The sequence below is a fragment of the Cryobacterium sp. CAN_C2 genome, from assembly GCF_015751745.1.
GTDB lineage: Bacteria > Actinomycetota > Actinomycetes > Actinomycetales > Microbacteriaceae > Cryobacterium.
Map to the genome: position 1 here is coordinate 225972 of NZ_JADOUX010000002.1, position 20792 is coordinate 246763.

19 protein-coding genes and 1 pseudogene are annotated in these 20792 nt (G+C 64.3%); 15 read left to right on the forward strand and 5 right to left on the reverse strand.

The window, feature by feature from the left end; genetic code table 11:
• Positions 1-158 precede the first annotated feature (158 nt).
• Together murJ and IWX77_RS02620 are read right to left on the reverse strand one after the other, a co-directional pair.
• A complete protein-coding gene (gene murJ / locus IWX77_RS02615; RefSeq protein WP_196842940.1) occupies positions 159-1784 on the reverse strand; it encodes a murein biosynthesis integral membrane protein MurJ in 1626 nt (541 codons plus the stop codon).
• Positions 1777-4143, reverse strand: a complete 2367-nt coding sequence (locus IWX77_RS02620; RefSeq protein WP_196842941.1) for a DUF6049 family protein — start codon at positions 4141-4143, stop codon at positions 1777-1779. Before IWX77_RS02620 ends, murJ begins: the two co-directional genes overlap by 8 nt.
• Before the next feature lie 80 nt (positions 4144-4223).
• On the opposite strand from IWX77_RS02620, the gene IWX77_RS02625 reads away from it, so the two are divergent.
• The 10 genes and pseudogenes from IWX77_RS02625 (at position 4224) to IWX77_RS02670 (ending at position 13026) form a co-directional block, all read left to right on the forward strand.
• Entirely contained in the window at positions 4224-5654 is a 1431-nt protein-coding gene (locus IWX77_RS02625) for a CCA tRNA nucleotidyltransferase (RefSeq protein ID WP_196842942.1), read from the forward strand.
• A gap of 407 nt (positions 5655-6061) precedes the next feature.
• Positions 6062-7402, forward strand: coding sequence for an ABC transporter substrate-binding protein (locus IWX77_RS02630; RefSeq protein ID WP_196842943.1), 1341 nt, complete (start codon positions 6062-6064; stop codon positions 7400-7402).
• A 284-nt stretch (positions 7403-7686) separates the two neighbouring features.
• A pseudogene (gene rpsF / locus IWX77_RS02635) lies at positions 7687-8055 on the forward strand (30S ribosomal protein S6); the annotation flags it as partial.
• Between the two features lie 261 nt (positions 8056-8316).
• Positions 8317-8835, forward strand: coding sequence for a single-stranded DNA-binding protein (locus tag IWX77_RS02640; RefSeq protein WP_196842944.1), 519 nt, complete (start codon positions 8317-8319; stop codon positions 8833-8835).
• 47 nt (positions 8836-8882) lie between these two features.
• A complete protein-coding gene (gene rpsR, locus IWX77_RS02645; RefSeq protein ID WP_035835236.1) occupies positions 8883-9146 on the forward strand; it encodes a 30S ribosomal protein S18 in 264 nt (87 codons plus the stop codon).
• Positions 9147-9155: 9 nt separating this feature from the next.
• The gene (gene rplI, locus IWX77_RS02650) at positions 9156-9605 is read left to right on the forward strand and encodes a 50S ribosomal protein L9 (protein WP_092110565.1); all 450 of its coding nucleotides are present in this window, start codon (positions 9156-9158) and stop codon (positions 9603-9605) included.
• Positions 9606-10062: 457 nt separating this feature from the next.
• On the forward strand, positions 10063-11499 hold the full coding sequence (gene dnaB, locus IWX77_RS02655) for a replicative DNA helicase (RefSeq protein ID WP_442784429.1): 1437 nt from the start codon (positions 10063-10065) through the stop codon (positions 11497-11499).
• Positions 11500-11602: 103 nt separating this feature from the next.
• A complete protein-coding gene (locus IWX77_RS02660; RefSeq protein ID WP_196842945.1) occupies positions 11603-12208 on the forward strand; it encodes a hypothetical protein in 606 nt (201 codons plus the stop codon).
• Positions 12205-12474 carry a hypothetical protein gene (locus IWX77_RS02665; protein ID WP_196842946.1) on the forward strand — a complete coding sequence of 90 codons (270 nt, stop codon included), beginning with the start codon at positions 12205-12207 and terminating at the stop codon, positions 12472-12474. Before IWX77_RS02660 ends, IWX77_RS02665 begins: the two co-directional genes overlap by 4 nt.
• A 258-nt stretch (positions 12475-12732) precedes the next feature.
• On the forward strand, positions 12733-13026 hold the full coding sequence (locus tag IWX77_RS02670) for a zinc-binding dehydrogenase (RefSeq protein WP_196842947.1): 294 nt from the start codon (positions 12733-12735) through the stop codon (positions 13024-13026).
• A gap of 175 nt (positions 13027-13201) precedes the next feature.
• Here the strand turns inward: IWX77_RS02670 and purB are convergent, their stop codons facing one another.
• Complete coding sequence (purB, locus tag IWX77_RS02675) at positions 13202-14584, reverse strand: adenylosuccinate lyase (RefSeq protein ID WP_196842948.1); 1383 nt, start codon at positions 14582-14584, stop codon at positions 13202-13204.
• Positions 14581-15108: a low molecular weight protein-tyrosine-phosphatase gene (locus tag IWX77_RS02680; RefSeq protein WP_196842949.1), complete on the reverse strand. Its 528-nt coding sequence runs from the start codon at positions 15106-15108 to the stop codon at positions 14581-14583. Before IWX77_RS02680 ends, purB begins: the two co-directional genes overlap by 4 nt.
• Positions 15109-15235: 127 nt before the next feature.
• Here IWX77_RS02680 and IWX77_RS02685 point away from each other — a divergent pair, with 127 nt between their 5' ends.
• Together IWX77_RS02685 and IWX77_RS02690 are read left to right on the forward strand one after the other, a co-directional pair.
• Entirely contained in the window at positions 15236-15526 is a 291-nt protein-coding gene (locus tag IWX77_RS02685) for a hypothetical protein (protein WP_196842950.1), read from the forward strand.
• Positions 15514-16953 (forward strand): hypothetical protein, encoded by a 1440-nt coding sequence (locus IWX77_RS02690; RefSeq protein WP_196842951.1) that lies wholly within the window; start codon positions 15514-15516, stop codon positions 16951-16953. Before IWX77_RS02685 ends, IWX77_RS02690 begins: the two co-directional genes overlap by 13 nt.
• 12 nt (positions 16954-16965) lie before the next feature.
• On the opposite strand, the gene IWX77_RS02695 is transcribed toward IWX77_RS02690, so the two are convergent.
• Entirely contained in the window at positions 16966-17358 is a 393-nt protein-coding gene (locus IWX77_RS02695) for a phage holin family protein (protein ID WP_196842952.1), read from the reverse strand.
• 88 nt (positions 17359-17446) lie between these two features.
• Here IWX77_RS02695 and IWX77_RS02700 point away from each other — a divergent pair, with 88 nt between their 5' ends.
• The 3 genes from IWX77_RS02700 to IWX77_RS02710 all read left to right on the forward strand — a co-directional run bounded on the left by IWX77_RS02700 (position 17447) and on the right by IWX77_RS02710 (position 20770).
• Positions 17447-18553: a histidinol-phosphate transaminase gene (locus tag IWX77_RS02700; protein WP_196842953.1), complete on the forward strand. Its 1107-nt coding sequence runs from the start codon at positions 17447-17449 to the stop codon at positions 18551-18553.
• 121 nt (positions 18554-18674) lie between these two features.
• Positions 18675-19769 (forward strand): thiamine pyrophosphate-dependent dehydrogenase E1 component subunit alpha, encoded by a 1095-nt coding sequence (locus IWX77_RS02705; protein WP_196843067.1) that lies wholly within the window; start codon positions 18675-18677, stop codon positions 19767-19769.
• Positions 19766-20770 (forward strand): alpha-ketoacid dehydrogenase subunit beta, encoded by a 1005-nt coding sequence (locus IWX77_RS02710; RefSeq protein ID WP_196842954.1) that lies wholly within the window; start codon positions 19766-19768, stop codon positions 20768-20770. Before IWX77_RS02705 ends, IWX77_RS02710 begins: the two co-directional genes overlap by 4 nt.
• Positions 20771-20792: the final 22 nt, after the last annotated feature.

Below are 20792 nucleotides of genomic sequence, written 5' to 3' on the forward strand. Positions count from 1 at the left end.
GGCAAGACGGGCAGAATCCCGACTCACTTTTCGATACAACACATCCTAATCGGATGCTATTCCGGTCCCTCCCAGCTTACGCAGCCCGCACCCAGCTAGGCAGAACCAACCTGCGGCGCTCACGGGTTCCTGCAGCCGCGCGGCAGGCCGGGGGCACCTTAGCGGCCGAAGCGTCGGTGCAGAGGCGCCAAAAAGGCCGTGAGCTCGGCGCTGCGCAGGACCAGGAGTAGTCCGAAGTAGGCCGCAGACATCACGAGACCGATCATGAGCATCGAGGCGATGGCGGTCAGGCGCGAGTCGACGGCAAAACCGCCCTCAACGGTTCCCCCCAGAATCAACAGCAGGGTCACGCCCAAGCCGATCGGAATGATCGCTGCGGCGAGGTATTTCCCGAGGCTGCGCACGATGCGGCGGCCGTCGATGCCACCGAGTCGGCGGCGCAGCAGCAGCGCCGCCAGCACGCACTGCAGCACGCCGGAGACAGTGATGACCAGGGCGATACCGACGGCAATCCACTGCACCGACAGTAGGGCGCAGCCGAGCACCCCGAGCACGATGAGCACGACCTGGAACAGGGTGAAGAAAAATGGTGTTCGGGTGTCCCCGAGGGCGTAGAAGGTGCGTTGCAGCACAAACAGGATACAGAATGCGACAAGTCCGAGCATGAAGGCGATTATCACGTTGCCGATGCCCTGGATCTGATCGAACGGCGCCACGAACACGGCGGCGAACGGATACGCGCAGACGGCGATCACGGCGGTGGCGATCACGATGATGAGCGTGGTGCCTCGTATCGCGGAGGAGGCATCCGATCGCACCAAATCGAACTTCGCGAGTGCCGCATGCTCACTCATGCGAGTGAAGTAGGCGGTAGCCACCGAGACGGTGATGACCGAGTGCGGCAGCATGAAGATCAGCCAGGCGGTGGCGAGCACCGCAATGGACGCCTCACCGGTCGCGAGCGATACGACCTGCGTCTCGACGACCCCGGCAATGGTGGTCAGAATCAGCATGCCGAAGGTCCAGGTGGCCATCTTGCCGGCGGCGCCGAGGCCTACACCACGAAAGTGAAAGTCGGGACGAAAGCGCAGGCCGATGCGCTTCCAGAAGTAGAACAACACCACGGCCTGCACGATCACACCGAGGCTGGCGCTGCCAGCCAGCAGCGCGATCATGGCCGGGGTGAATTCGCCAGCCGCCCGCTCGCCGGTGGCATCGGCCCCAAACAGTGCGCCGAAAATGAGCAGGCCAACGATGGCCACGACGTTGTTGAGCACCGGTACCCAGGTGAATGGGCCGAACATGCGGCGGGCATTGAGCACCTCACCGAGCAGCGTGTACAGCCCGTAGAAGAACATCTGTGGCAGGCACCAGTAGGCGAACGCGACCGCGAGACTCTTCTGGTCGGCTGGCAGGTTGATGCCGATAAACCCAGTGATGGCCGGCGCGAGCAGGGTGCCGACAACCGTTGTCACGGCGAGAATCGACAGCGCCAGGGTCAGTAGCTTGTTGATATAGGCGGTGCCGCCGTCGAGGTGCGCACTGGCCCGCACGATCTGCGGCACCAGCACGGCCGTGAGAATGCCACCGGCGACAATGACGTAGACGGTGTTCGGCAGCTGGTTTGCCAGAGCGAACGCGTCGGCACTGTCGCCGAGCTGGCCGATCATGCCGGCCAGCACGATGAGCTTTATGAAGCCGAGAATGCGCGACACAATCGTGCCGGAAGCCAGAAAAGCGCTGGCCCGCCCGATACCGCCGTTAGTGGTGCTGGTATCAGACATCGGGTTCCACCGCGGCCAGCTTCTGTTGTGCGGCAGAAGCGGATGCCTCACTGGCGCGTTCCCGGCGCCGACGCGCGATATTGCGCCAGATGCCGAAACCGAAGAAGCCGACCACGAGGATCGCAAAGATACTTGCGCCCACTCCTTCCCAGTCGGCGCGCACGCTGACGTCAATGGGCGCTGGTTGGCCGAGCGGGGTGCCGTTCAGGGTGAACAGGGTGACCCGCAAGACGACGTCGCCGTTACCGACGGCCGCGCTGAGCGGCACCGAGACCGCCTGCGCGGAGTTGGGCTGAATGGTGGTCTCCAGGGTCTCACCGACAACGAGTCGTCCGTTGGACGGCACGATCTCGGCGCGCACGGTGACGGCTTGGTCCAGAGCGTTGTTGAGCGTGATGCGCAGGTCGACCTTGCTGCCCACGACGATGATCGGCCCACGAGTGGTCACGGTTACGGCGTGCATGAGGTCGAAGGAGGCGGCGAGGCTCGCCCGGACCTGGTCTTCCCAGCCTGACTCCGGTGAGGTCCAGGAGGTGTCCAGAAGGGCCAGTAGGTCGAGTCGCGCCGGAGCGGTGACCACCACGGGGTCGGCCAGGATGGTGGAAAATTCGGCGATCGCACCCTCGCGGTCCAACACTGAACGTGCGAGCGTGACCCGCTTGCTATCGATCGCTTCGTCCTGAAAGCTCACCGTGGTTGCCGGTGTGGAATCCAGAGCCGACTGCAGCGGGGCCGCGTTCGACCACGCGGTCGTGTCGAGGGCCGCGAGCGTTTGACCGACCCGGGTCGCGCTCGTCGCACTGCTGCGGTCGAACGTGACCAGCAGCGTGCGCACCGAATTGGGGTTCTCCGCGGACACGATGGCCAGCAGCGCGGCCGCCTCGGAGACGTTCACCCGCCAGTCGTCCTCGGTCGTGGCTTCGGCGGCGGCCCGGATCGCCGCCGAGAGCACGGTGTCGCTCACCAGGCCCAGTCCGGTCGGGAGGGTGACGGCGGTGTTCGGGGTGAAGAAGTCGGACTGCTCCACATTGCCGCTGGAGAGGATGGTGGTGGTCAGGCCGCTCGCGGCAAAGACGTTGAGATCGGTGCGGGCGACCTGCCCGGCGGCCGGCCAGCCGATCGCGGTGCTCGTATAGTTCCAGGCCAAGAGGTCACTGGTCGTGGGAATGACCGTTGCGCCCGGCTCCACCGTTGGCGATGGTGTCGGTGTCGGTGTCGGTGTTGGCGACGGCGACGGCGACGGCGACGGCGACGGCGACGGCGACGGTGTGGTTTCAGTCTGGGTGCGCGAGCTGACTGTGGGCACATCGGTTGGCTCGGTGGTAACTTCAGGGCTCGGCGTGGCGGTGGGTATCACGAACCGGCTCGGATCGATCGCCGGGTCGAATGAGGTGGGCGCGAGTAGCGTCGCTGCACCGGCCTGAGCTTGCAGCGCGATGTCGGCATCCGCGTAGCTGAGCGGGAAAATATCATTGCTCGCACCGGCCAGGCGGTCGAGCCAGGCCACGGCCGACGCGGGAGCGGCGGTGCCGAGCACGCGAATGGAGGCGATGATCTGCGGATCGATCGCGATCGTTGTCGTCGGCGCATCGATTGCGGCATCCAGTTGGCGGGAGAGCAGGCCAACCGAGCTTGTGTACGACTCGAGTGCCTTGGATGTGATCAGGCCGGTCGTGCTTTCCGGGGTCGTGATCGGCAGGATGGACGCGAGCCCGACCGGGGTGATCGCGCTGCTCTGCGACCAGACGAACGTGCCCCGGCCCTCGGCGTGAACCACGTCATCCGCGATGAGAATCGCGGCGATTCCACGCGCTCCCCATGCGTTCTGGTCGGTCAATCCGACGGAATCAGCCGGAACCGTGATGGAGAGGCTCGTGCTGGTACCGGTCGGAATGATTCCTGCCGTCCGCACGCTGACCAGCTGCTCGCCGGAATTTGCGTCCTCATCGGGCCGGAGCCAGGAATCGAGCGCCGCTCGGGTGGTGAGCGCGAGATCCGCGAGGTACACATCGACTCGACCGAGCGGAATGGCCGCGTCGGTGTTGTTGTGAACGGTCACCGTCAGGAGAAGGTCCTGACCGGGGGACAGCTCCGGCGCATTGGTCGGTGAAACGGTGACCTCGACGGCGTCAGTAGCGGTGGCGACACCGTCAACGGTGCTGTTCTTGGTGTCAGCCTGGGCCGAGGTGAGGGCGAGTGTTGGCGCGAAAACCAGCGACGCCAGGGTCAGGAATCCGACCAGAAACGCCGTGATCGGCCGCAACCGTCGACGGCTCTGCGTGCGCAGGGTTGGGGGCACGGCAGTGCACGCGGCGGCCGTGAGCGCGGGCCGATGCGCGGAATCTGACTCGGCCACCATAGGGGGATTCTACGGCGTGCCAGCCCAGAGCCGCCTGCACCGGGACTGCGCGCCCCGCATTGGCAACTAATATGGGGCATATGCAGAGCGTCGCGGCAGCCCTCGCACGACTGGGCGACCTGGCTGCCACTCCCACGGTGTCCCATCTGGCGAACGCATTTGCGGCGGCCGGCCACGAGCTGGCCCTGGTCGGTGGTCCGGTGCGCGATGCGTTCCTGGACCGGCCGCTGCACGACCTGGATTTCACCACGGATGCGACACCGGATCAGATTCTCGCGCTCGTCAAGCCACTTTCAAAAGCGCAGTGGGATATCGGCCGGGCCTACGGCACGATCGGCGCCAGCCTTGCCGGCGAGACCGTGGAGATCACCACCTATCGCGCCGACAGCTACGACGGCACCACCCGCAAGCCCGATGTGGTGTTCGGCACCAGCCTGGAACCGGATCTGCTGCGCCGGGACTTCACCGTCAACGCAATGGCCCTGCGACTGCCCCAGCTGACGTTGGTCGATCCGGCCGGCGGTATTGATGACCTGCTGGCGCAGCGCCTGCGCACGCCGAGCACTCCGGAGGTTTCTTTCGGAGACGACCCGCTGCGGATGCTGCGCGCGGCCCGGTTTACCGGCCAGCTCGGTTTCACCCTGGATCTGGACACCGCACTGGCCATGGAAAAGATGCGGGAGAGCATCCGTATCGTGTCGGCCGAACGCATCGGTGACGAACTGTCGAAACTGTTGGTCTCGATGGACCCGCGCGCCGGCATCGAGGTGCTGATGGAATCGGGTCTGGCCGAGATCGTGCTGCCCGAGATTCCCGGCCTACGGCTGGAGATCGACGAACATCACCACCACAAGGACGTCTACCAGCACACCCTCACGGTGCTCGAGCAGGCCATGGGCTACGAGACATCACGCGGCAACCTTCAGGCTCCCGACCTGATCGTGCGCCTCGCGGCCCTGCTGCACGACATTGGCAAGCCGGCCACCCGCAAACTCGAACCGGGCGGAATCGTGAGCTTCTACCACCACGACGTGGTCGGGGCGAAGCTGGCGAAGAAACGACTGCGCGCCCTGCGTTTCGACAATGACACCATCAACGCCGTTGCTCGCCTGATCGAGCTGCACCTGCGATTCTTCGGCTACACCGAGGGTGCCTGGACCGACTCCGCCGTGCGCCGGTACGTGCGCGACGCCGGGGAACAGCTGGAACGGCTGCATATTCTGACCCGTGCCGACGTCACGACCCGCAACCGGCGCAAGGCGGACCGGCTTGGTTTCGCATACGACGACCTCGAACAGCGCATTGCCATCCTGGCTGAGCAGGAAGAGCTCGGCGCTGTGCGCCCCGACCTTGACGGTGACCAGATCATGGCCGTGCTCGGGATGAAACCGGGGCGCGAGGTTGGCGAGGCCTACCGTTATCTGCTTGAGCAGCGGCTCGATGACGGTCCGCTCGGCGAGGAAGAAGCCACCCGCCGGTTGGTGGAGTGGCGGGCGAAGCGAGTTCAGTAGAGTCGGCCGGCGTCTTCGCCCGGACAGATTTTCCCGGCCTTCGAGCGCTGTTTTGAGGTATCTCTCGACCCTGATGATTCCGCCGGTCGTAAGTGTTGTGCCGCTGTCACGGCCGATTATTGTCACCCTGACCCTCATCACGATCGTGAGTCACTGGAACAGTGTCAGGTGGCCATTCGTGGTTACGACGGGCACCGAATGGCGGGTTGTGACCTTGGCCATTGCGAGCCTGCACAGCCAGTTCAACGGCAATTGAACCCTCGTGATGGCGGCCACCACGCTCGCCCTGGTTCCGCTCCTTGTGTTGTTTCTCATCTTCCAGCGCAGCTTCGTGCGGTGGATCACCATCGCGGGATCTGCGTAGGCTGGTTCACTGGGGAAGGTTCGATCCGTCAATAAAGGACATCATGGCCAAGCGTTCCACCATCATTGCCGCCGGCGCCGCCGCCGCACTGCTCGTTATCACCGGGGCCGTTGCCGCCCTGAACTTTTCCGAATCGGAATCCTCCCGTGATGCCACCACCGTGACCGTGCGGCTCTGGGATGAACAGGTTGCCGCCGCCTATGAGAAGTCTTTTGCTGACTTCGAACAGGGTAACCCCGACATTCACGTCGACGTTGAGATCGTGCCGTGGGGCGACCACTTCGAAAAGCTCCGCACCGATGTGGCCGGTGAGGGCGCCCCTGACGTTTTTTGGGTTGATGGTGGCAGCTACCCGGCTTACGCCGACGCGGGCGCGCTGCTCGACATCACAACCGCCACTTCAGCGGATGCCCAAGCTGGCTGGGATCCGGCCGTGGTCGCGCAATACACCCGAGATGACACGCTCTGGGGCGTGCCGCAGCTGGCCGACCCCGGCATCGCGGTCTACTACAACGCCGACCTGCTCCGTGACGCCGGTCTGACCCCCGAGGACGTGTCTGCACTCACCTGGGATCCCACCGGGGAGAATGACACCCTCATTGCGGTGCTGCAGAAGCTGACCAAGGATTACAACGGCAATACGGCCGACAGCGCCGAGTTTGACGGTTCCAATCTGAGCCAATACGGCTACAACGCTGGCTATGACCTGCAAGCGATGGTCCTGAATTATCTCGCCTCCGGCGGTGCCCAGTTTCAGGATGAGTCCAACCAGTACGCTTTCGCATCCGATGCGGGCGTCGCCTCCTTCCAGTATCTCGTCGACCTCATGAACAAGTGGCACGTCTCCCCGTCGGCCGCCGACACGAACACCAATGGCGACTTCAGCCGGGAGCAGTTTCTGCAGGGCAAAATGGCTTTGTTTCAGAGCGGTGTGTACAACCTCGTCAATGTGAGCGCCGGAGCGAACTTCGATTGGGGCGTGGTGCGACTGCCCAGCGGTCCCGCCGGTGCGATCAGCGGTGTCGATGGCATCGCCGCCGCCGGCAATGCCGCGTCGGAGCATCCGGCCCAGACTCAGCGGGTGCTGGACTGGTTGGGAAGCGCCGCCGGATCCGAGTTCATCGGAGCCTCCGGTGCGGCAGCCCCGGCCGTGCTGGCCGCGCAGCCCGCCTACGCGCAGTACTGGGCCGCCAAGACGGTGGATATCAGCCCGTTCTACGACGTGTTGGCCGCCGGAACAGCTCCGGCGCCGCGGGGAGCCGGGTGGCCGGCCGCCGAGAACGCCATGCGGCCACTTCTCGACGAGGTCTTCCTCGGTCGCACCGTTGTGGATCATGGTGTGCGGGACGCGCAGAATGCCGCCAATGCGACTCTGACCCAGTAGTCCCACTCCTCCACAGGTCAGGATCGCCGGACTCGTGCACGGATGACGCCGACCCCGCCCTCGACGCCGGAATTTCACGACACACTGGTGCTGTTCGGCTTGATCCGCGTGAGTTGCTCGGTCCTGAGGGTGCCGGGCGCATCGACTGGCGCACAGCCTCGGCATCCGGTAGTCTGGTCAGGTTGCCCGCGTGCCGGATTCCCGGCCTCCGCGTTCAGCACATGCACAACCCTCCTGTTGCAGAAAGTCTGCAGCCGTTTTAGTCCGAAGGAGGTGGGTTAGTCATGCATCAGTACGAACTTATGGTTATCCTCGATCCCGAGATCGATGAGCGCACCGTAGCTCCCAGCCTTGACAAGTTCCTCAACGTTGTTCGCAACGATGGTGGCACCATTGACAAGGTTGATGTTTGGGGTCGTCGTCGTCTCGCATACGAGATCAACAAGAAGACCGAAGGCATTTATGCCGTCGTTGACTTCACCGCAAGCGCCTCAGCCACGGTCGAGCTCGACCGCCAGCTGAAGCTCTCCGAGGCCGTCATGCGCACCAAGGTACTCCGCGCCGAAGAGGGCATCGCCCAGGTCGTCGTGGCAACCAAGTTGGCCGCAGAGAAGGCCGCCCGCAAGGCTGCCAACCCGAAGGTCATCGCTGCCAAGGCCGACGCTGCTGCTGCAGCGGCTGCCGCTCCGGCTGCCAAGGTTGCCGCTGCCGCGAAGCCCGTCGTTGCCGTGACCGAGGCGGTCGAGGCTCCGGCCGCTGCTGCTCCGGTTGCTGCCAAGGTCGATGCTTCCCCGCTGGTTACCGCCGCCTCCACCGCGGTTCCGGCCGCGAAGGTTGCTGCCGCCAAGCCTGCTGCTGCCAAGGCCACTCCGGCTCCGGCCGCTGTCGCCGACAAGGCAAGCGACAAGTAGCCCATGGCTGGCGAGACCGTAATCACCGTGGTGGGCAACCTCACCAGCGATCCGGAACTGCGTTACACGCAGAACGGGCTGGCGGTTGCCAACTTCACCATCGCTTCCACTCCGCGCACGTTCGATCGTGCGGCCAACGAGTGGAAAGATGGCGACGCGCTGTTCTTGCGTGCGAGCGTTTGGCGTGAATTCGCCGAACACGTGGCAGGTTCATTGACCAAGGGGTCGCGGGTCATCGCTTCCGGGCGTCTCAAGCAGCGTTCGTATGAGACGAAGGAGGGTGAAAAGCGCACGAGCATGGAGCTCGAGATCGACGAAATTGGTCCTTCACTGCGCTATGCCACCGCGTCCCTCACTCGCGCGCAGTCGTCCGGCCCTCGCAGCGGCGCTCCCGCTGCCGGTGGCCCGGGCAATGATGAGCCGTGGGCACCCAGCGCCCCCGCCAAGTCTGCTGCACCCGCAGCATCCGGCGGAGACGTCTGGAACAGTCCCGGTAACTTCAGCGACGAGACCCCCTTCTAAGCCACGCCGCGTGCGTAGCTCACACCTTTTAAGAAAGTAAGGAAATCATGGCTGGAAAGTCGAGCGGCGACCGCCGCAAGCCGCTTCGCGGCGCTAAGGGTGGCAAGAACGCCGCTCCTGCGAAGTCGATTCGGGTTGGTGTCATCGATTACAAAGATGTCCCCACCCTGCGCAAGTTCATCTCCGAGCGCGGAAAGATCCGCGCCCGTCGCATCACAGGCGTTTCCGTGCAGGAACAGCGCCTCATCGCCCGTGCCGTCAAGAACGCCCGCGAAATGGCTTTGCTGCCCTACGCAGGCTCAGGCCGGTAAGGAAACCAAATGTCGAAATTGATTCTGACGCACGAGGTCTCCGGCCTCGGTGCACCCGGCGACGTCGTAGACGTCAAGAACGGGTTTGCTCGTAATTATCTCGTTCCCAAGGGCTTCGCTGTTGCGTGGACCCGCGGTGGCGAGAAGCAGATCGAGCAGATCAAGGCAGCCCGCGCAGCGCGCGAGCATGCCACCTTTGAAGAGGCCGAGGCGCTCAAGGTCAAGCTTGAGAACACCAAGGTCACCCTGGTCGTCAAGGCCGGTGCTGGCGGTCGCCTGTTCGGTTCGGTCAAGACCACGGATGTGGCCAACGCCGTGGCAGCCGCCGGTCTCGGCACGGTCGACAAGCGCAAGATTGAGCTCACTGCGATCAAGCTGACCGGTGAGCACACGGCCACGGTTCGTCTTCGCGACGAGCTCAGTGCCACGATCACCCTCGTGGTCGTCGCTGCCAAGTAGCATCGCACCTCAGTAGGTCCGGCGCCACAGGGCTCGCCGGCTTGCTACTCCCATAGCGGGGGGTTCCGAAAGGAACCCTCCGCTATTGGAGGTTAAGAGCCGTTTTTTGGGCCTTGACCCCCTGGTTTTGTGCACAGGTGAGCATTCGTATCGACAAGGTTCAAGGGTTGATTGAAGTTACTTTATACACACCCGTGTGAAGAACTTAAATAGCTGATCAAACACATTTTATTTGCACAGTTTTAAAGTTTGTCCACAGGCGAGTCCACAGGTTCTGCACAATCTCTACGGCGTTTCGCGCAGATTATCCACAGAGTTATCCACAGGGGTGTTTGTGGAGGGTGCTAGTGGCTCCTTAGGGTGATCCAGTGCCGGCATCTCGTTCAGGCTGGTGCGTCACGTCCCGTGTCGGTGGGTCCTGATACACCTATATTCACAACAGAGAAAGAGGTGCGGAGTGTCGATCGCTCACCTGGGCCTAGCCAACCAGCCAGCGTCAAATGAGTACGGTTCGCCCGCGCGCGGCGGCGCGCTCGACCAGAAACGCGGCGAACGGCCCGCTGAAGCCTGGAAGTCGGAGCGAGCCCTGCCCCACGACCTCCTGGCCGAACAGAGCGCCCTCGGTGGAATGATGCTCAGCAAAGACGCTGTCGCCGACGTCGTCGAAACCGTGCGCGGCGGCGACTTCTACATCCCCAAGCACGAGATCATCTTTGACGCGATTCTCTCGCTCTACGCCCAGGGCGAGCCGACCGACGTCATCACTGTCACCGATGAGCTCACCAAGGTCGGCGAGCTCTCCCGAGCCGGCGGTGCCGATTATCTGCACACCCTGACGAGCCTGGTGCCCACCGCCGCCAACGCGGGCTTCTACTCGACCATTGTGGCCGAACGCGCGCTGCTACGCCGTCTGGTCGAGGCCGGCACGCGCATCGCCCAGTTGGGCTACGCCGGCGAGGGCGAGGTGCTCGATCTCGTGAACACGGCCCAGGCCGAGATCTACTCCGTCACTGGTGGCACCGAAACCGAGGATTACGTTCCGCTCACCGATGCCGTAACGGCGGCCATCGAAGAAATTGAGGCCGCCAAGCTCAAAGACGGCCAGATGAGCGGTGTCCCGACGGGCTTTGCTGACCTCGACGAACTCACCAACGGGTTTCACGGCGGCCAGCTCATCATCGTTGCGGCTCGCCCGGCGCTGGGTAAATCCACGCTCGCCCTCGACTTCGCGCGCTCGGCATCCATCCATCACAACCTGCCGAGCATCTTCTTCTCGCTCGAAATGGGGCGGAGTGAAATTGCGATGCGCCTGCTCGCGGCGGAGGCATCCGTTCCTTTGCAGAGCATGCGCAAGGGCACCGTTGAGGCCCGCGACTGGACCACGATTGCCGCCACGCGCGGGCGCATCAACGATGCACCGCTGTACATCGACGACAGTCCGAATATGACCCTGGTGGAGATTCGCGCCAAGTGTCGTCGGCTCAAGCAGCGCGTCGGGCTCAAAATGGTCATCATCGACTATCTACAGCTCATGACCAGCGGCAAGAAGGTCGAGTCGCGCCAGCAGGAGGTCAGTGAGTTTTCGCGGGCGCTCAAACTGCTGGCCAAGGAGCTGCAGGTTCCGGTCATCGCGCTCTCCCAGCTCAACCGTGGTCCCGAGCAGCGCGCCGACAAGATGCCGGCCATCTCTGACCTTCGCGAGTCGGGCTCGCTCGAGCAGGACGCCGACATGGTCATTCTGCTGCACCGTGAGAGCGCCTACGAGAAGGACAACCCGCGCGCCGGCGAGGCCGACCTCATCGTGGCCAAGCACCGTAACGGCCCGACCCGCACCGTCACGGTCGCCTTCCACGGCCACTATTCCCGCTTTGCCGACATGGTGGCCGTCGGGTAGTTCGCTCAGCGAGGGAGCGAGCGCGTGCAGCCGGCTCGCAGATGCGCCGTCGAGTCGCCGCGTAGACTGGGGCTGACAAATTTTGCAACGAAAGAGGTCGTGCGTGGCGAACGCCCGGGCACCATCAAGCGTCGGGCCCCGCTATTGGTCCGTACCCGTCGGGCGCGCCCTGATCGCCGTGGTTCCCGCGGTCATCATCACGTTCAATCGGGATCACTCCGCCCAGCTGGGTTTGCTCGTGTTCGGCGCATTCTCCCTCGCGAGCGGCCTGCTGCTCGTGCTGGCCGGCCCGCGTACACTGACCGTGACCACCGACCGCAGCCTGTTCCTCATCCAGGGCATCGTGAGCGTGATCATCGGTGCAATAGCCCTCGGTTTTCACGCCGGTGGCCATGGTTTCTTCCTGTTCGTGGTGAGCGTCTGGGGTGCCGTTACCGGTGTTCTTGAAATCTATGCCGGCATCCGGGTGCGCAAACGCCCCCTGCCGGCCAAAGACTGGCTATTCACCGGCATTGGCGGTGCGGTACTCTCCCTGCTCTTTCTGCTGCTTCCGCCCAACCCGGTTGTCTCGGTCGGGTTGTTCGGCGCCTATCTGGTCTTTCTCGTCGTTTTTCTGCCCATCGCCGGGCTCTCCCTCAAGTGGGACGCACCCCGACAGCGCCGCAGCACACCCGCGAACGTCGCACCCAATGATTCGGACTCCCTGTGACCAAAAAGACTCCTGATACCCCCGACCCGGCGCACCAGCCCAGCCGATCCGATCGTTTGAAGCCAGCGGAATTACTCGCAATCTCCGGAGGGATGGCCCTGTTCGTTGGGGTGACCATTCTGCTCACCACGCGCGAACCGATGCTGTCGGTCATCGGGCTCGGCGTGACGTTCATCGTGGCGCTCGTGGTGATCGCGATGCTCGTGCTCGGCATGAAACCCAACGCGTCGGAGCAGACCGACCTGGACGAGCAGAACGGTCACTAACACGTCCTCAACCCGCACCGCCACGGTGTCTCACGCCGTGATAACTGCCGGCGACGCAAGCCCTGCTGGAGGGCGCCCAATCTTGAGGTCCAGGCTTGGGGTTTGTTCCATTGGCCGTTCGGCAGTGTCCAGCCGTCGATATCGGACTCCGCCCACTCGATTCCCGATAGCATCTCCGATGAAGCGGCGGCGCTCGTCGGACCTCTCTCGGTCAGTATTGGGGCCTGCAAGCGCGCGTACCTTCGCCCGGGGAGCTTAGTGCTCATTGCCGGCGCAGGCCCGATCGGGGTCATCATGGCGCAGACTGCGCGCGCTTTCGGTGCGACCAAGATCTACATCGCCGATGTGGACGCTGACCGTCGGGCCTTCGCCCTCGAACACGGGTCGACGATCGCACTCGACCCGCTCGTCGACCCGCTCGTCGACGCGGTCGATGGCCTGGACGTGGATGCGTTCATCGATGCGTTCATCGATGCATCGGCGGTGGCGTGGCAGTACAGGCCGGAATACTCGCGGTGCGGCCGGGTGGCCGGGCAATTCTCGTTGGGATGAGCAAGGACACGGTCGAGCTTCCCGTCTCGTGGATTCAGAACCGTGAGATCTCGCACAGCGGAGTGCTCCGCTACGCAAACACGTGGCCGCTCGGAATCCAGCTTGTAGAGAGTGGTGCCGTCGACCTCGATGCACTGGTCACGGGCACTGAACCCCCTCACAGAGTGGACCGGCACTAGGGCAGGTAGTCGACCAAGGGGTCGGCGAGGCCGACATAGCCTGCCGGGGTCAGTGCCAGGAGCCGGGTCTTGGCGGCGGCGCCGATGTCAAGGGCAGAGACGAAAGCTGCCAGGTCGGCGCTCGTGATGCGCTTACCGCGGGTCAGCTCCTTCAGGAGCGCGTAGGGATCTTCGATCGACGAGCGTCCAGCCGAGACCTCAGCGCGAATCACGGTCTGAATCGCCTCACCCAGAATCTCCCAGTTGGAGTCGAGGTCGCTCGCGAGAAGTGCACGATCAATGTCGATCTCGCCGAGGCCGCGGAGAATATTGTCGAGCGCGAGCAGGGAATGCCCAAAGCCAACCCCGATGTTGCGCTGCGTGGTGGAGTCGGTGAGGTCGCGCTGCAGCCGACTGGTCACGAGAGTGGCAGCGAGCGAGTCCAGGATGGCGCAGGACAGCTCGAGGTTCGCCTCGGCGTTCTCGAATCGAATCGGGTTGATCTTGTGCGGCATGGTCGAGGAGCCGGTGGCGCCAACCTGCGGAATCTGGCGGAAGTAGCCGATGGAAATGTAGGTCCAGATATCGGTGGCCAGGTTGTGCAGAATACGATTCGCGTGCGAGGCACGCGAATACAGCTCAGCCTGCCAGTCGTGCGATTCGATCTGGGTCGTCAGTGGGTTCCAGCCGAGACCGAGACCCTCGACGAACTCGCGTGAGACGGCTGGCCAATCGACGGACGGTTCGGCGGCCACGTGGGCGGCGAAAGTGCCGGTGGCGCCGCTGAACTTGCCCAGGTATTCGCCGGTGTCGATCTGAGCCACGATACGCTCCAGGCGGTAGACGAACACGGCGAGTTCTTTACCCATGGTGGTCGGCGTCGCGGGCTGCCCGTGGGTGCGGGCCAGCATCGAATCCGCTCGAAATTCCAGCGCATTGCTGCGCAGAGCCTCGATGACCAGGCGCAGCTTGGGCAGCCAGACGGTCTGTACGGCGTCACGCACGGTCAGGGCGTACGAGAGGTTGTTGATGTCTTCGCTGGTCGCGGCGAAGTGGGTGAGTTCGCTGATGTGGTCGAGGCCGAGCGTGCCGAGGCGTCGACGCACGAGGTATTCGACGGCCTTCACGTCGTGGCGGGTCGTGGCCTCAAGCTCGGCCAGTTCGTCGATCTCGGCCTGGCCGAAGTCGGTCACCAGGGCGCGCAGGGCGAGCTTCTGCTCGGCAGCGAGGGGCGCGGAACCAAATAGACTGCGGTCCGTGAGGGTAATCAGCCACTCCACCTCCACGCGCACACGGGCACGGTTGAGACCGGCCTCGGACAGGAATTCACCCAGATCGGAAACGGCGGCTCGGTAGCGGCCATCTAGCGGGCTCAGAACCTGTACGGGTAGGTGACTCATCGGACTCCCTGTCGAATTGCGGGTGCAAGTTGTTTCACAAGTGCATGGCTTGCCCTTTCAATCATGCCTAATACGGCGTCAAACAACGCATCGTCGGAATAGTAGGGGTCGGGCACGTCGAACAGGGCGGCCTGTTCGGCGTCAAAGCTCAGCAGTAGGCGCACCTTGGCGCGATCGCGATCCTTGAGCGCCCAGTTGCGCAAAATTCGTTCCTGGCTGCGGTCGAGCACGACCACGAGGTCGTGCTCGGCGAACCAGAGCGGGTCAAACTGGCGGGCCCGATGGTGGCTGCCGTCGTAGCCGCGCTTGGCCAGGGCCGTGATCGTGCGCCCATCGGCCTGCTCACCCACATGCCAGTCTCCGGTGCCGGCCGAGCTGGTCGCGATGAGACGCCCGAGTCCGAGCTTCGTGACGAGGTCACGCAGCACCACCTCGGCCATGGGCGATCGACAGATGTTTCCGGTGCAGACGAAAATAATACGAAACGGCGTCAACTCGTCGGGGGTGAGTGACGCGAAGGGCATGCCTCCCATTCTGGAGCAGTTTCGTCTTCTCCACACGCCCAGTATTCGGCGTCTGTGCACAGATTGCGCGCAAAGCGGCCGGGCGAGCCGTTGGTTCTGCGACGATCGGCGCTGACCAGGAGGTGTCATGGACGGTGTGGAGGTGCTGCAGTACGGTCGGGATCGCGCTGACCGCCTGGCAATGCTGCGGAGCCAGCGCAACCTGTTGTTCACCCTGTGCGCCGAGATCACCGCGATGCGTCGACACCTGATCGCCCTCGACCCGAGTGAGTTCTGGAGCTCGAAGTCTCAGCGCGCCTATTCCCGCTGCGTCGCCGAGATGGTGCAAGATCTCGGCGTCGTGCTGCACGACCTGCAGGAGGCCCTGGCGAGCGTACGCGGTCAGATTCAGCTGGAGGAACACCTGTGTCAAGCGTGAGCGACGGGCTGGCCGACGGCGATTTGGTCGTCTCTCTGGGCGGCACCACAATCGTGGCAACGGATGCTGTGTTGGCGCAGTCACAGTTCTTGAATTCCCTGCGTCTCGAGCTGGCCAACTGGACTGGTCGCGCGAATCAGATCCGTACTGTGGATTTGCTGCGGCCAGCGAACTGGCTTGGCCAGGACCCCTGGCCCGATCTGCTCCATGCAGCAGTTCGGCTGCGTCAGCTTGAGCAGCAGTGTGGTGAGCTGGCTGACAATCTCGTGGCGGTTGCCAGGGGCTACGGTTACGTCGAGCGTGTCGCACAGCAGAGTGCAGTGTTCAACGGCGCGGAGGTCGCCCATTCTTTCGGCCAGTTCCTCAGATCTGCGTTTTTCATCGCGGTCGGCACTCCACTGGGCGTGGGATTGCCCGGCCTGTTCCTCACGGGACTGCTCTGGAAATCGACCGGTGGTTCAGTCGGCGGGTTTGAGATTGACCCCCGCCTGCTCACAAACCCGTCTGTGGTCGCCCTCGTGCGGGTTGCGGCCTCGTCGTTCGACGACGTAGCTGCCGGTCTGGCTGGGACGCCGCGGCCTGTCGGCGTGGCGCTCGGCGACGAGGGCCTGGGGCTGATCGGCGTCTCGAGCGCAGCCCTCGGTGTGTTGGCCGCGGCGCGCAGCCGAGGGCTGTTCAAGGAAGGCCCGGTGAACGTGGCGGCGGTGGGAACACCAACGCGAGCCACACCACCCACAGGTGTCGGCGATGTGGCGGCCAGAATCCCGAAAGGTGTCGCGGGGCAGCCGCAGGTGCGCATCGAGAATTACGGTGACACCGAGCATCCATCATGGGCGGTGTATATCGGTGGCACGGTTGACTGGAGCGCCGCCGCCACGACCGAACCCTGGGACCTCACCGCCAACGTGACGGCGATCGCCATGCAAAACTCTGGCTCTTTCTCGGCCGTCATCGACGCCATGAAAGCGGCTGGAATTGCACCGTCCGACCCGGTTGTCGTTGCCGGACACTCTCAGGGTGGTCTGGTTGCCACCCAAGTCGCCGCCTACAGTTGGTTCAACGTGCAGGCGGTGGCCACCTTCGGGGCGCCCGAATCGAAGGTGCCCGTGCCGCCCGGCGTCGCCACCCTGACCGTTGAACACACCGACGATGTGGTGACTGCGCTCGGCGGGGCGAGCTTGATCGACTCCGACGATCGCGTGACCGTGCGCCGCGAGGCCTTCGCCTCGGAGCCGCTGCCGGCTGGGGACGCCCTGCCGGCACACCATCTGGACCGCTACCGCGAGACGGCGCTCCTCATCGATGCGTCACCGGAAGGAAACCTGCAGGACTTTCGGGACACCGTGACCGGCATTGTCGGAATCGAGCCGGGCGAGGCCGTCTTGTGGCGGGGCATCCGCTTGCCGGAAGGACCCTCGCCGCAGTAGGTACCGGCCGGCTCAGTCGCGCGCGGTGACCGGGCGCAAGATCAGGCCGAGCAGCCAGGAGATGATGCCCAGCACCAGTGCGCCGAGCACGCCCCACCAGAAGCTGTCGATGACGAGGCCAAAGCCCAAAAATCCGGAGAGCCAACCCACGAGCAAGAGCAACAGGCCATTGACGATCAGCGCGAACAGGCCGAGCGTCAAAACGTAGAGCGGAAAAGCGACGACGCGCAGCACGCCGCCGACGACGGTGTTCACGAACCCGAAGATGAGCGCGATGAGGAGGTATGTGATGACGCTGGCACCCGCGTCCGGCGCGTAGGCGGTGACGTGCACCCCGGTCACGAGCAGGGCGGTGAACCACAGGGCTACCGCGTTGACGATGAGCTTGATCAGGAATCTGGCCATGCCCTACTATCTCACCAGGTCGTGGCGGGCGAAAGTCAAGCGAACATTCATTCGCCATTGCGAATATATCCGGGCGTAGACTCACCGAGTGAGCCTCTCAGACCGACCCTCCGTCCGCCTGCGCCCGGAGATCATTGCCCTCCCGGCCTATAAGCAGGGCAAACCGGCTGACGCCAGTGCCTTCAAACTCTCGAGCAATGAGAACCCGTTCGACCCACTGCCCGGGGTCATCGAGGCGGTCACGGCCGAAACGGCCTACAACCGCTACCCGGATGCCTCGGCGCTGGTTCTGCGGGAACGCCTCGCCGCCAAGTACAGCCTCGACGTCGACCAAGTGCACATCGGCTCCGGCTCGGTAGCCCTGCTGGCCCAGCTCATTCTCGCTGCGGCTGGCCCGGACGATGAAGTGCTCTACTCCTGGCGCTCATTCGAGGCCTACCCCTCACTCGTGACCGTTGCCGGGGCCACGAGCGTGCGCGTGCCCAATCGCACCGATCACGGCCATGACCTGCCGGAAATGGCCGCCCTCATTGGCGACAAGACCCGGGTCGTCATCATCTGCTCGCCGAACAACCCCACCGGCACGATCGTGACCAAGGACGAATTCGAGGCCTTCATGGCCGTCGTCCCGACCGATCTGCTGGTCATTCTCGATGAGGCATATATCGAGTTCGTCACCGAAGCGGATACCGTGAGCGGCCCGCCCCTGCTGGCCCGCTACCCCAATCTGGTGGTCCTGCGCACCTTCTCCAAGGCCTACGGCCTCGCCGGACTGCGTGTGGGCTACGCGCTCGGTCCGGTGGATATTCTCAATGCCGCCCGATCGACCGCGATCCCGCTCTCGGTGACCGCGCAGGCCGCCGCCGCCGCGATCGCGTCACTCGATGCCGAGAAGGAGTTGCTCGCTCGGGTTCGGATCATTGCCGCCCGTCGCGATGCGACCTGGCTAGCGTTGACCCGCCAGGGCTGGAACATTCCTGCGCCTCAGGGCAACTTTCTCTGGCTGCCCACGGGGGCCGAAACGACCAGCGTGGCCCAGGTACTCGGCGAGGCCGGCCTCATCGTGCGTCCCTTCGCGACCGAAGGTATTCGGGTCTCTATCGGTGAGGAGCAGGCTGTGGCGACACTCCTACTAATAAGCGCGAATATTGTCGACGGCCTTCCGGCCGACCACCCGGCTCGGCAGATAGGTTAGTACGGTGTCAGCCACCCGAAACGACGCGACTGCACCCGTGACTGCAGCGCCCACAACCGAAGCACCCACAACAAAAGCACCCACAACTTTTGGCCTGGTCGGAGCCGAGACCTGCGTGCGCATGATTTCCCCGGCCGGGGTGTTCGCACCGAACGCCGCCGCCGAAGAGTTTTTGCCCTACCTCGACCGGCTCACCGAGGCGGACCACCGACGTTTCTACCGCGACATGGTCGTGGTGCGCAAATTCGACACCGAGGCGGCCAACCTGCAGCGCCAGGGCCAGCTTGCCCTCTGGGTGCCGAGCCATGGCCAAGAAGCCGCCCAGGTCGGGTCGGCCTACGCCACCCGGCCGCAGGACCACGTGTTTCCCTCCTACCGGGAGCACGTCGTCGGCATGATCCGCGGCCTGGACGTCGTGGACATTCTGCGCATGCTGCGCGGCGTCACTCTTGGCGGCTGGGTACCTGGCGAGCACGGAAACTTTCACCTTTATACCCTTGTGCTCGCCTCGCAGACCCTGCACTCCACCGGCTACGCCATGGGCATGCAGCTCGATGGGTCGACCGCGACCGGCAACCCACAGACCGACCAGGCCGTCATCGTGTACTACGGCGACGGCGCCTCCTCGCAGGGCGACGCCAATGAGGCGCTCGTGTTCGCGGCGAGCTACCAGACGCCGCAGGTGTTCTTTCTGCAGAACAACCACTGGGCCATCTCGGTGCCGGTCGCCCGGCAGTCCCGAACGCCGCTGTACCTGCGCGCCGGCGGCTTCGGTATGCCCGGCACCCAGATCGACGGCAACGATGTGCTCGCGAGCTTTGCCGTCACGGCGAAGTCGATGGATGACGCCCGCGCCGGTCACGGCCCGTCGTTGATTGAGGCGCTCACCTACCGTGTCGGCGCACACACCACCGCCGACGACCCCACCAAGTACCGTAATCCCGACGAACTCGCCTACTGGGTGGCCCGCGACCCGATCGTGCGCTTTCGCAGCTACCTGCAGGGGCGCGGAATCGAGCAGGAATTCCTCGACGCCGTCGATGAAGAAGCCGCTGATTTCGCCGCCGACACCCGCCGTCGTGCTCTGGAGATCACCGGCCCGGAACAATCGGTGATATTTGACCATGTCTATGCGGAACCGCATCCGCTCGTGACCGAGCAAAAGGACTGGCTGGAACGCTACGAAGCGTCTTTTGACGAGGGTGAGAACCAATGACCGCTGCCACGGACACGAGCGTCGCATCCGCGTCGCTGCCGATGACGAAAGCCCTGAACGCGGGGCTGCGTCGAGCGATGCTCGATGACCCCAAGGTGCTGCTGATGGGTGAGGACATCGGCCCGCTCGGCGGAGTTTTTCGGGTCACCGAGGGCCTCATCGCCGAGTTCGGTGACAAGCGGGTGCTTGACACGCCGCTCGCCGAGTCCGGCATCATCGGCACGGCCATCGGCCTCGCCATGCGCGGGTTTCGACCGGTCTGCGAGATTCAGTTCGACGGATTCGTCTTTCCCGGATTTGACCAGATCACCAGCCAGCTGGCCCGCATGCGTAACCGCCACGAGGGCGGCCTCATCATGCCCGTCGTCATTCGCATTCCCTACGGCGGACACATCGGCTCGATCGAGCACCACCAGGAGAGCCCGGAGGCTTATTTCGCGCACACCCCCGGCCTGCGTGTGGTCAGTCCCTCCAACCCGCACGACGCCTACTGGATGATGCAGGAAGCCATAGCCAGCGACGACCCGGTGATCTTCTTCGAGCCGAAGAGCCGCTATTGGCCCAAGGGCGAGGTGCGCTTCGGCGAAAGCGGAACGCCGCTGCACGCCAGCCGCGTGGTGCGGGTCGGTACCGACGTCACCGTCGTCGGGCACGGTGCCATGGTGAGTGTACTTCTGCAGGCCGCCGACCTCGCCGCTGCCGAGGGGATCAGCCTCGAGGTCGTCGACCTGCGCTCGATCTCCCCCATCGACTACGGACCGATCCTCGGTTCGGTTCAGAAAACCGGCCGCCTCGTCGTCACCCAGGAAGCCTCCGGCTTCGTCAGCGTCGGCAGCGAGATCGCCGCCACGGTTGCCGAGCGGGCGTTCTACACGCTCGAAGCGCCCGTGCTGCGGGTCTCCGGCTTTGACACGCCGTTTCCGCCGGCCGCCGTCGAGACGCACTTTCTGCCCAGCCCTGACCGGGTGCTGGAAGCCGTCGACCGCGTTCTCGCCTACTGATCATTTTCACCTCCACCAGCAG

Excerpts from the sequence above, each read along its gene's own strand:
- IWX77_RS02630 (WP_196842943.1), top strand. The coding sequence starts at position 6,062 with ATGGCCAAGCGTTCCACCATCATTGCCGCCGGCGCCGCCGCCGCACTG.
- IWX77_RS02620 (WP_196842941.1), bottom strand. The coding sequence starts at position 4,143 with ATGGTGGCCGAGTCAGATTCCGCGCATCGGCCCGCGCTCACGGCCGCC.
- IWX77_RS02705 (WP_196843067.1), top strand. The coding sequence starts at position 18,675 with ATGATTTCCCCGGCCGGGGTGTTCGCACCGAACGCCGCCGCCGAAGAG.
- IWX77_RS02625 (WP_196842942.1), top strand. The coding sequence starts at position 4,224 with ATGCAGAGCGTCGCGGCAGCCCTCGCACGACTGGGCGACCTGGCTGCC.
- IWX77_RS02695 (WP_196842952.1), bottom strand. The coding sequence starts at position 17,358 with ATGGCCAGATTCCTGATCAAGCTCATCGTCAACGCGGTAGCCCTGTGG.
- IWX77_RS02640 (WP_196842944.1), top strand. The coding sequence starts at position 8,317 with ATGGCTGGCGAGACCGTAATCACCGTGGTGGGCAACCTCACCAGCGAT.
- murJ (WP_196842940.1), bottom strand. The coding sequence starts at position 1,784 with ATGTCTGATACCAGCACCACTAACGGCGGTATCGGGCGGGCCAGCGCT.
- rplI (WP_092110565.1), top strand. The coding sequence starts at position 9,156 with ATGTCGAAATTGATTCTGACGCACGAGGTCTCCGGCCTCGGTGCACCC.
- IWX77_RS02685 (WP_196842950.1), top strand. The coding sequence starts at position 15,236 with ATGGACGGTGTGGAGGTGCTGCAGTACGGTCGGGATCGCGCTGACCGC.
- purB (WP_196842948.1), bottom strand. The coding sequence starts at position 14,584 with ATGAGTCACCTACCCGTACAGGTTCTGAGCCCGCTAGATGGCCGCTAC.
- rpsR (WP_035835236.1), top strand. The coding sequence starts at position 8,883 with ATGGCTGGAAAGTCGAGCGGCGACCGCCGCAAGCCGCTTCGCGGCGCT.
- IWX77_RS02710 (WP_196842954.1), top strand. The coding sequence starts at position 19,766 with ATGACCGCTGCCACGGACACGAGCGTCGCATCCGCGTCGCTGCCGATG.
- IWX77_RS02680 (WP_196842949.1), bottom strand. The coding sequence starts at position 15,108 with ATGCCCTTCGCGTCACTCACCCCCGACGAGTTGACGCCGTTTCGTATT.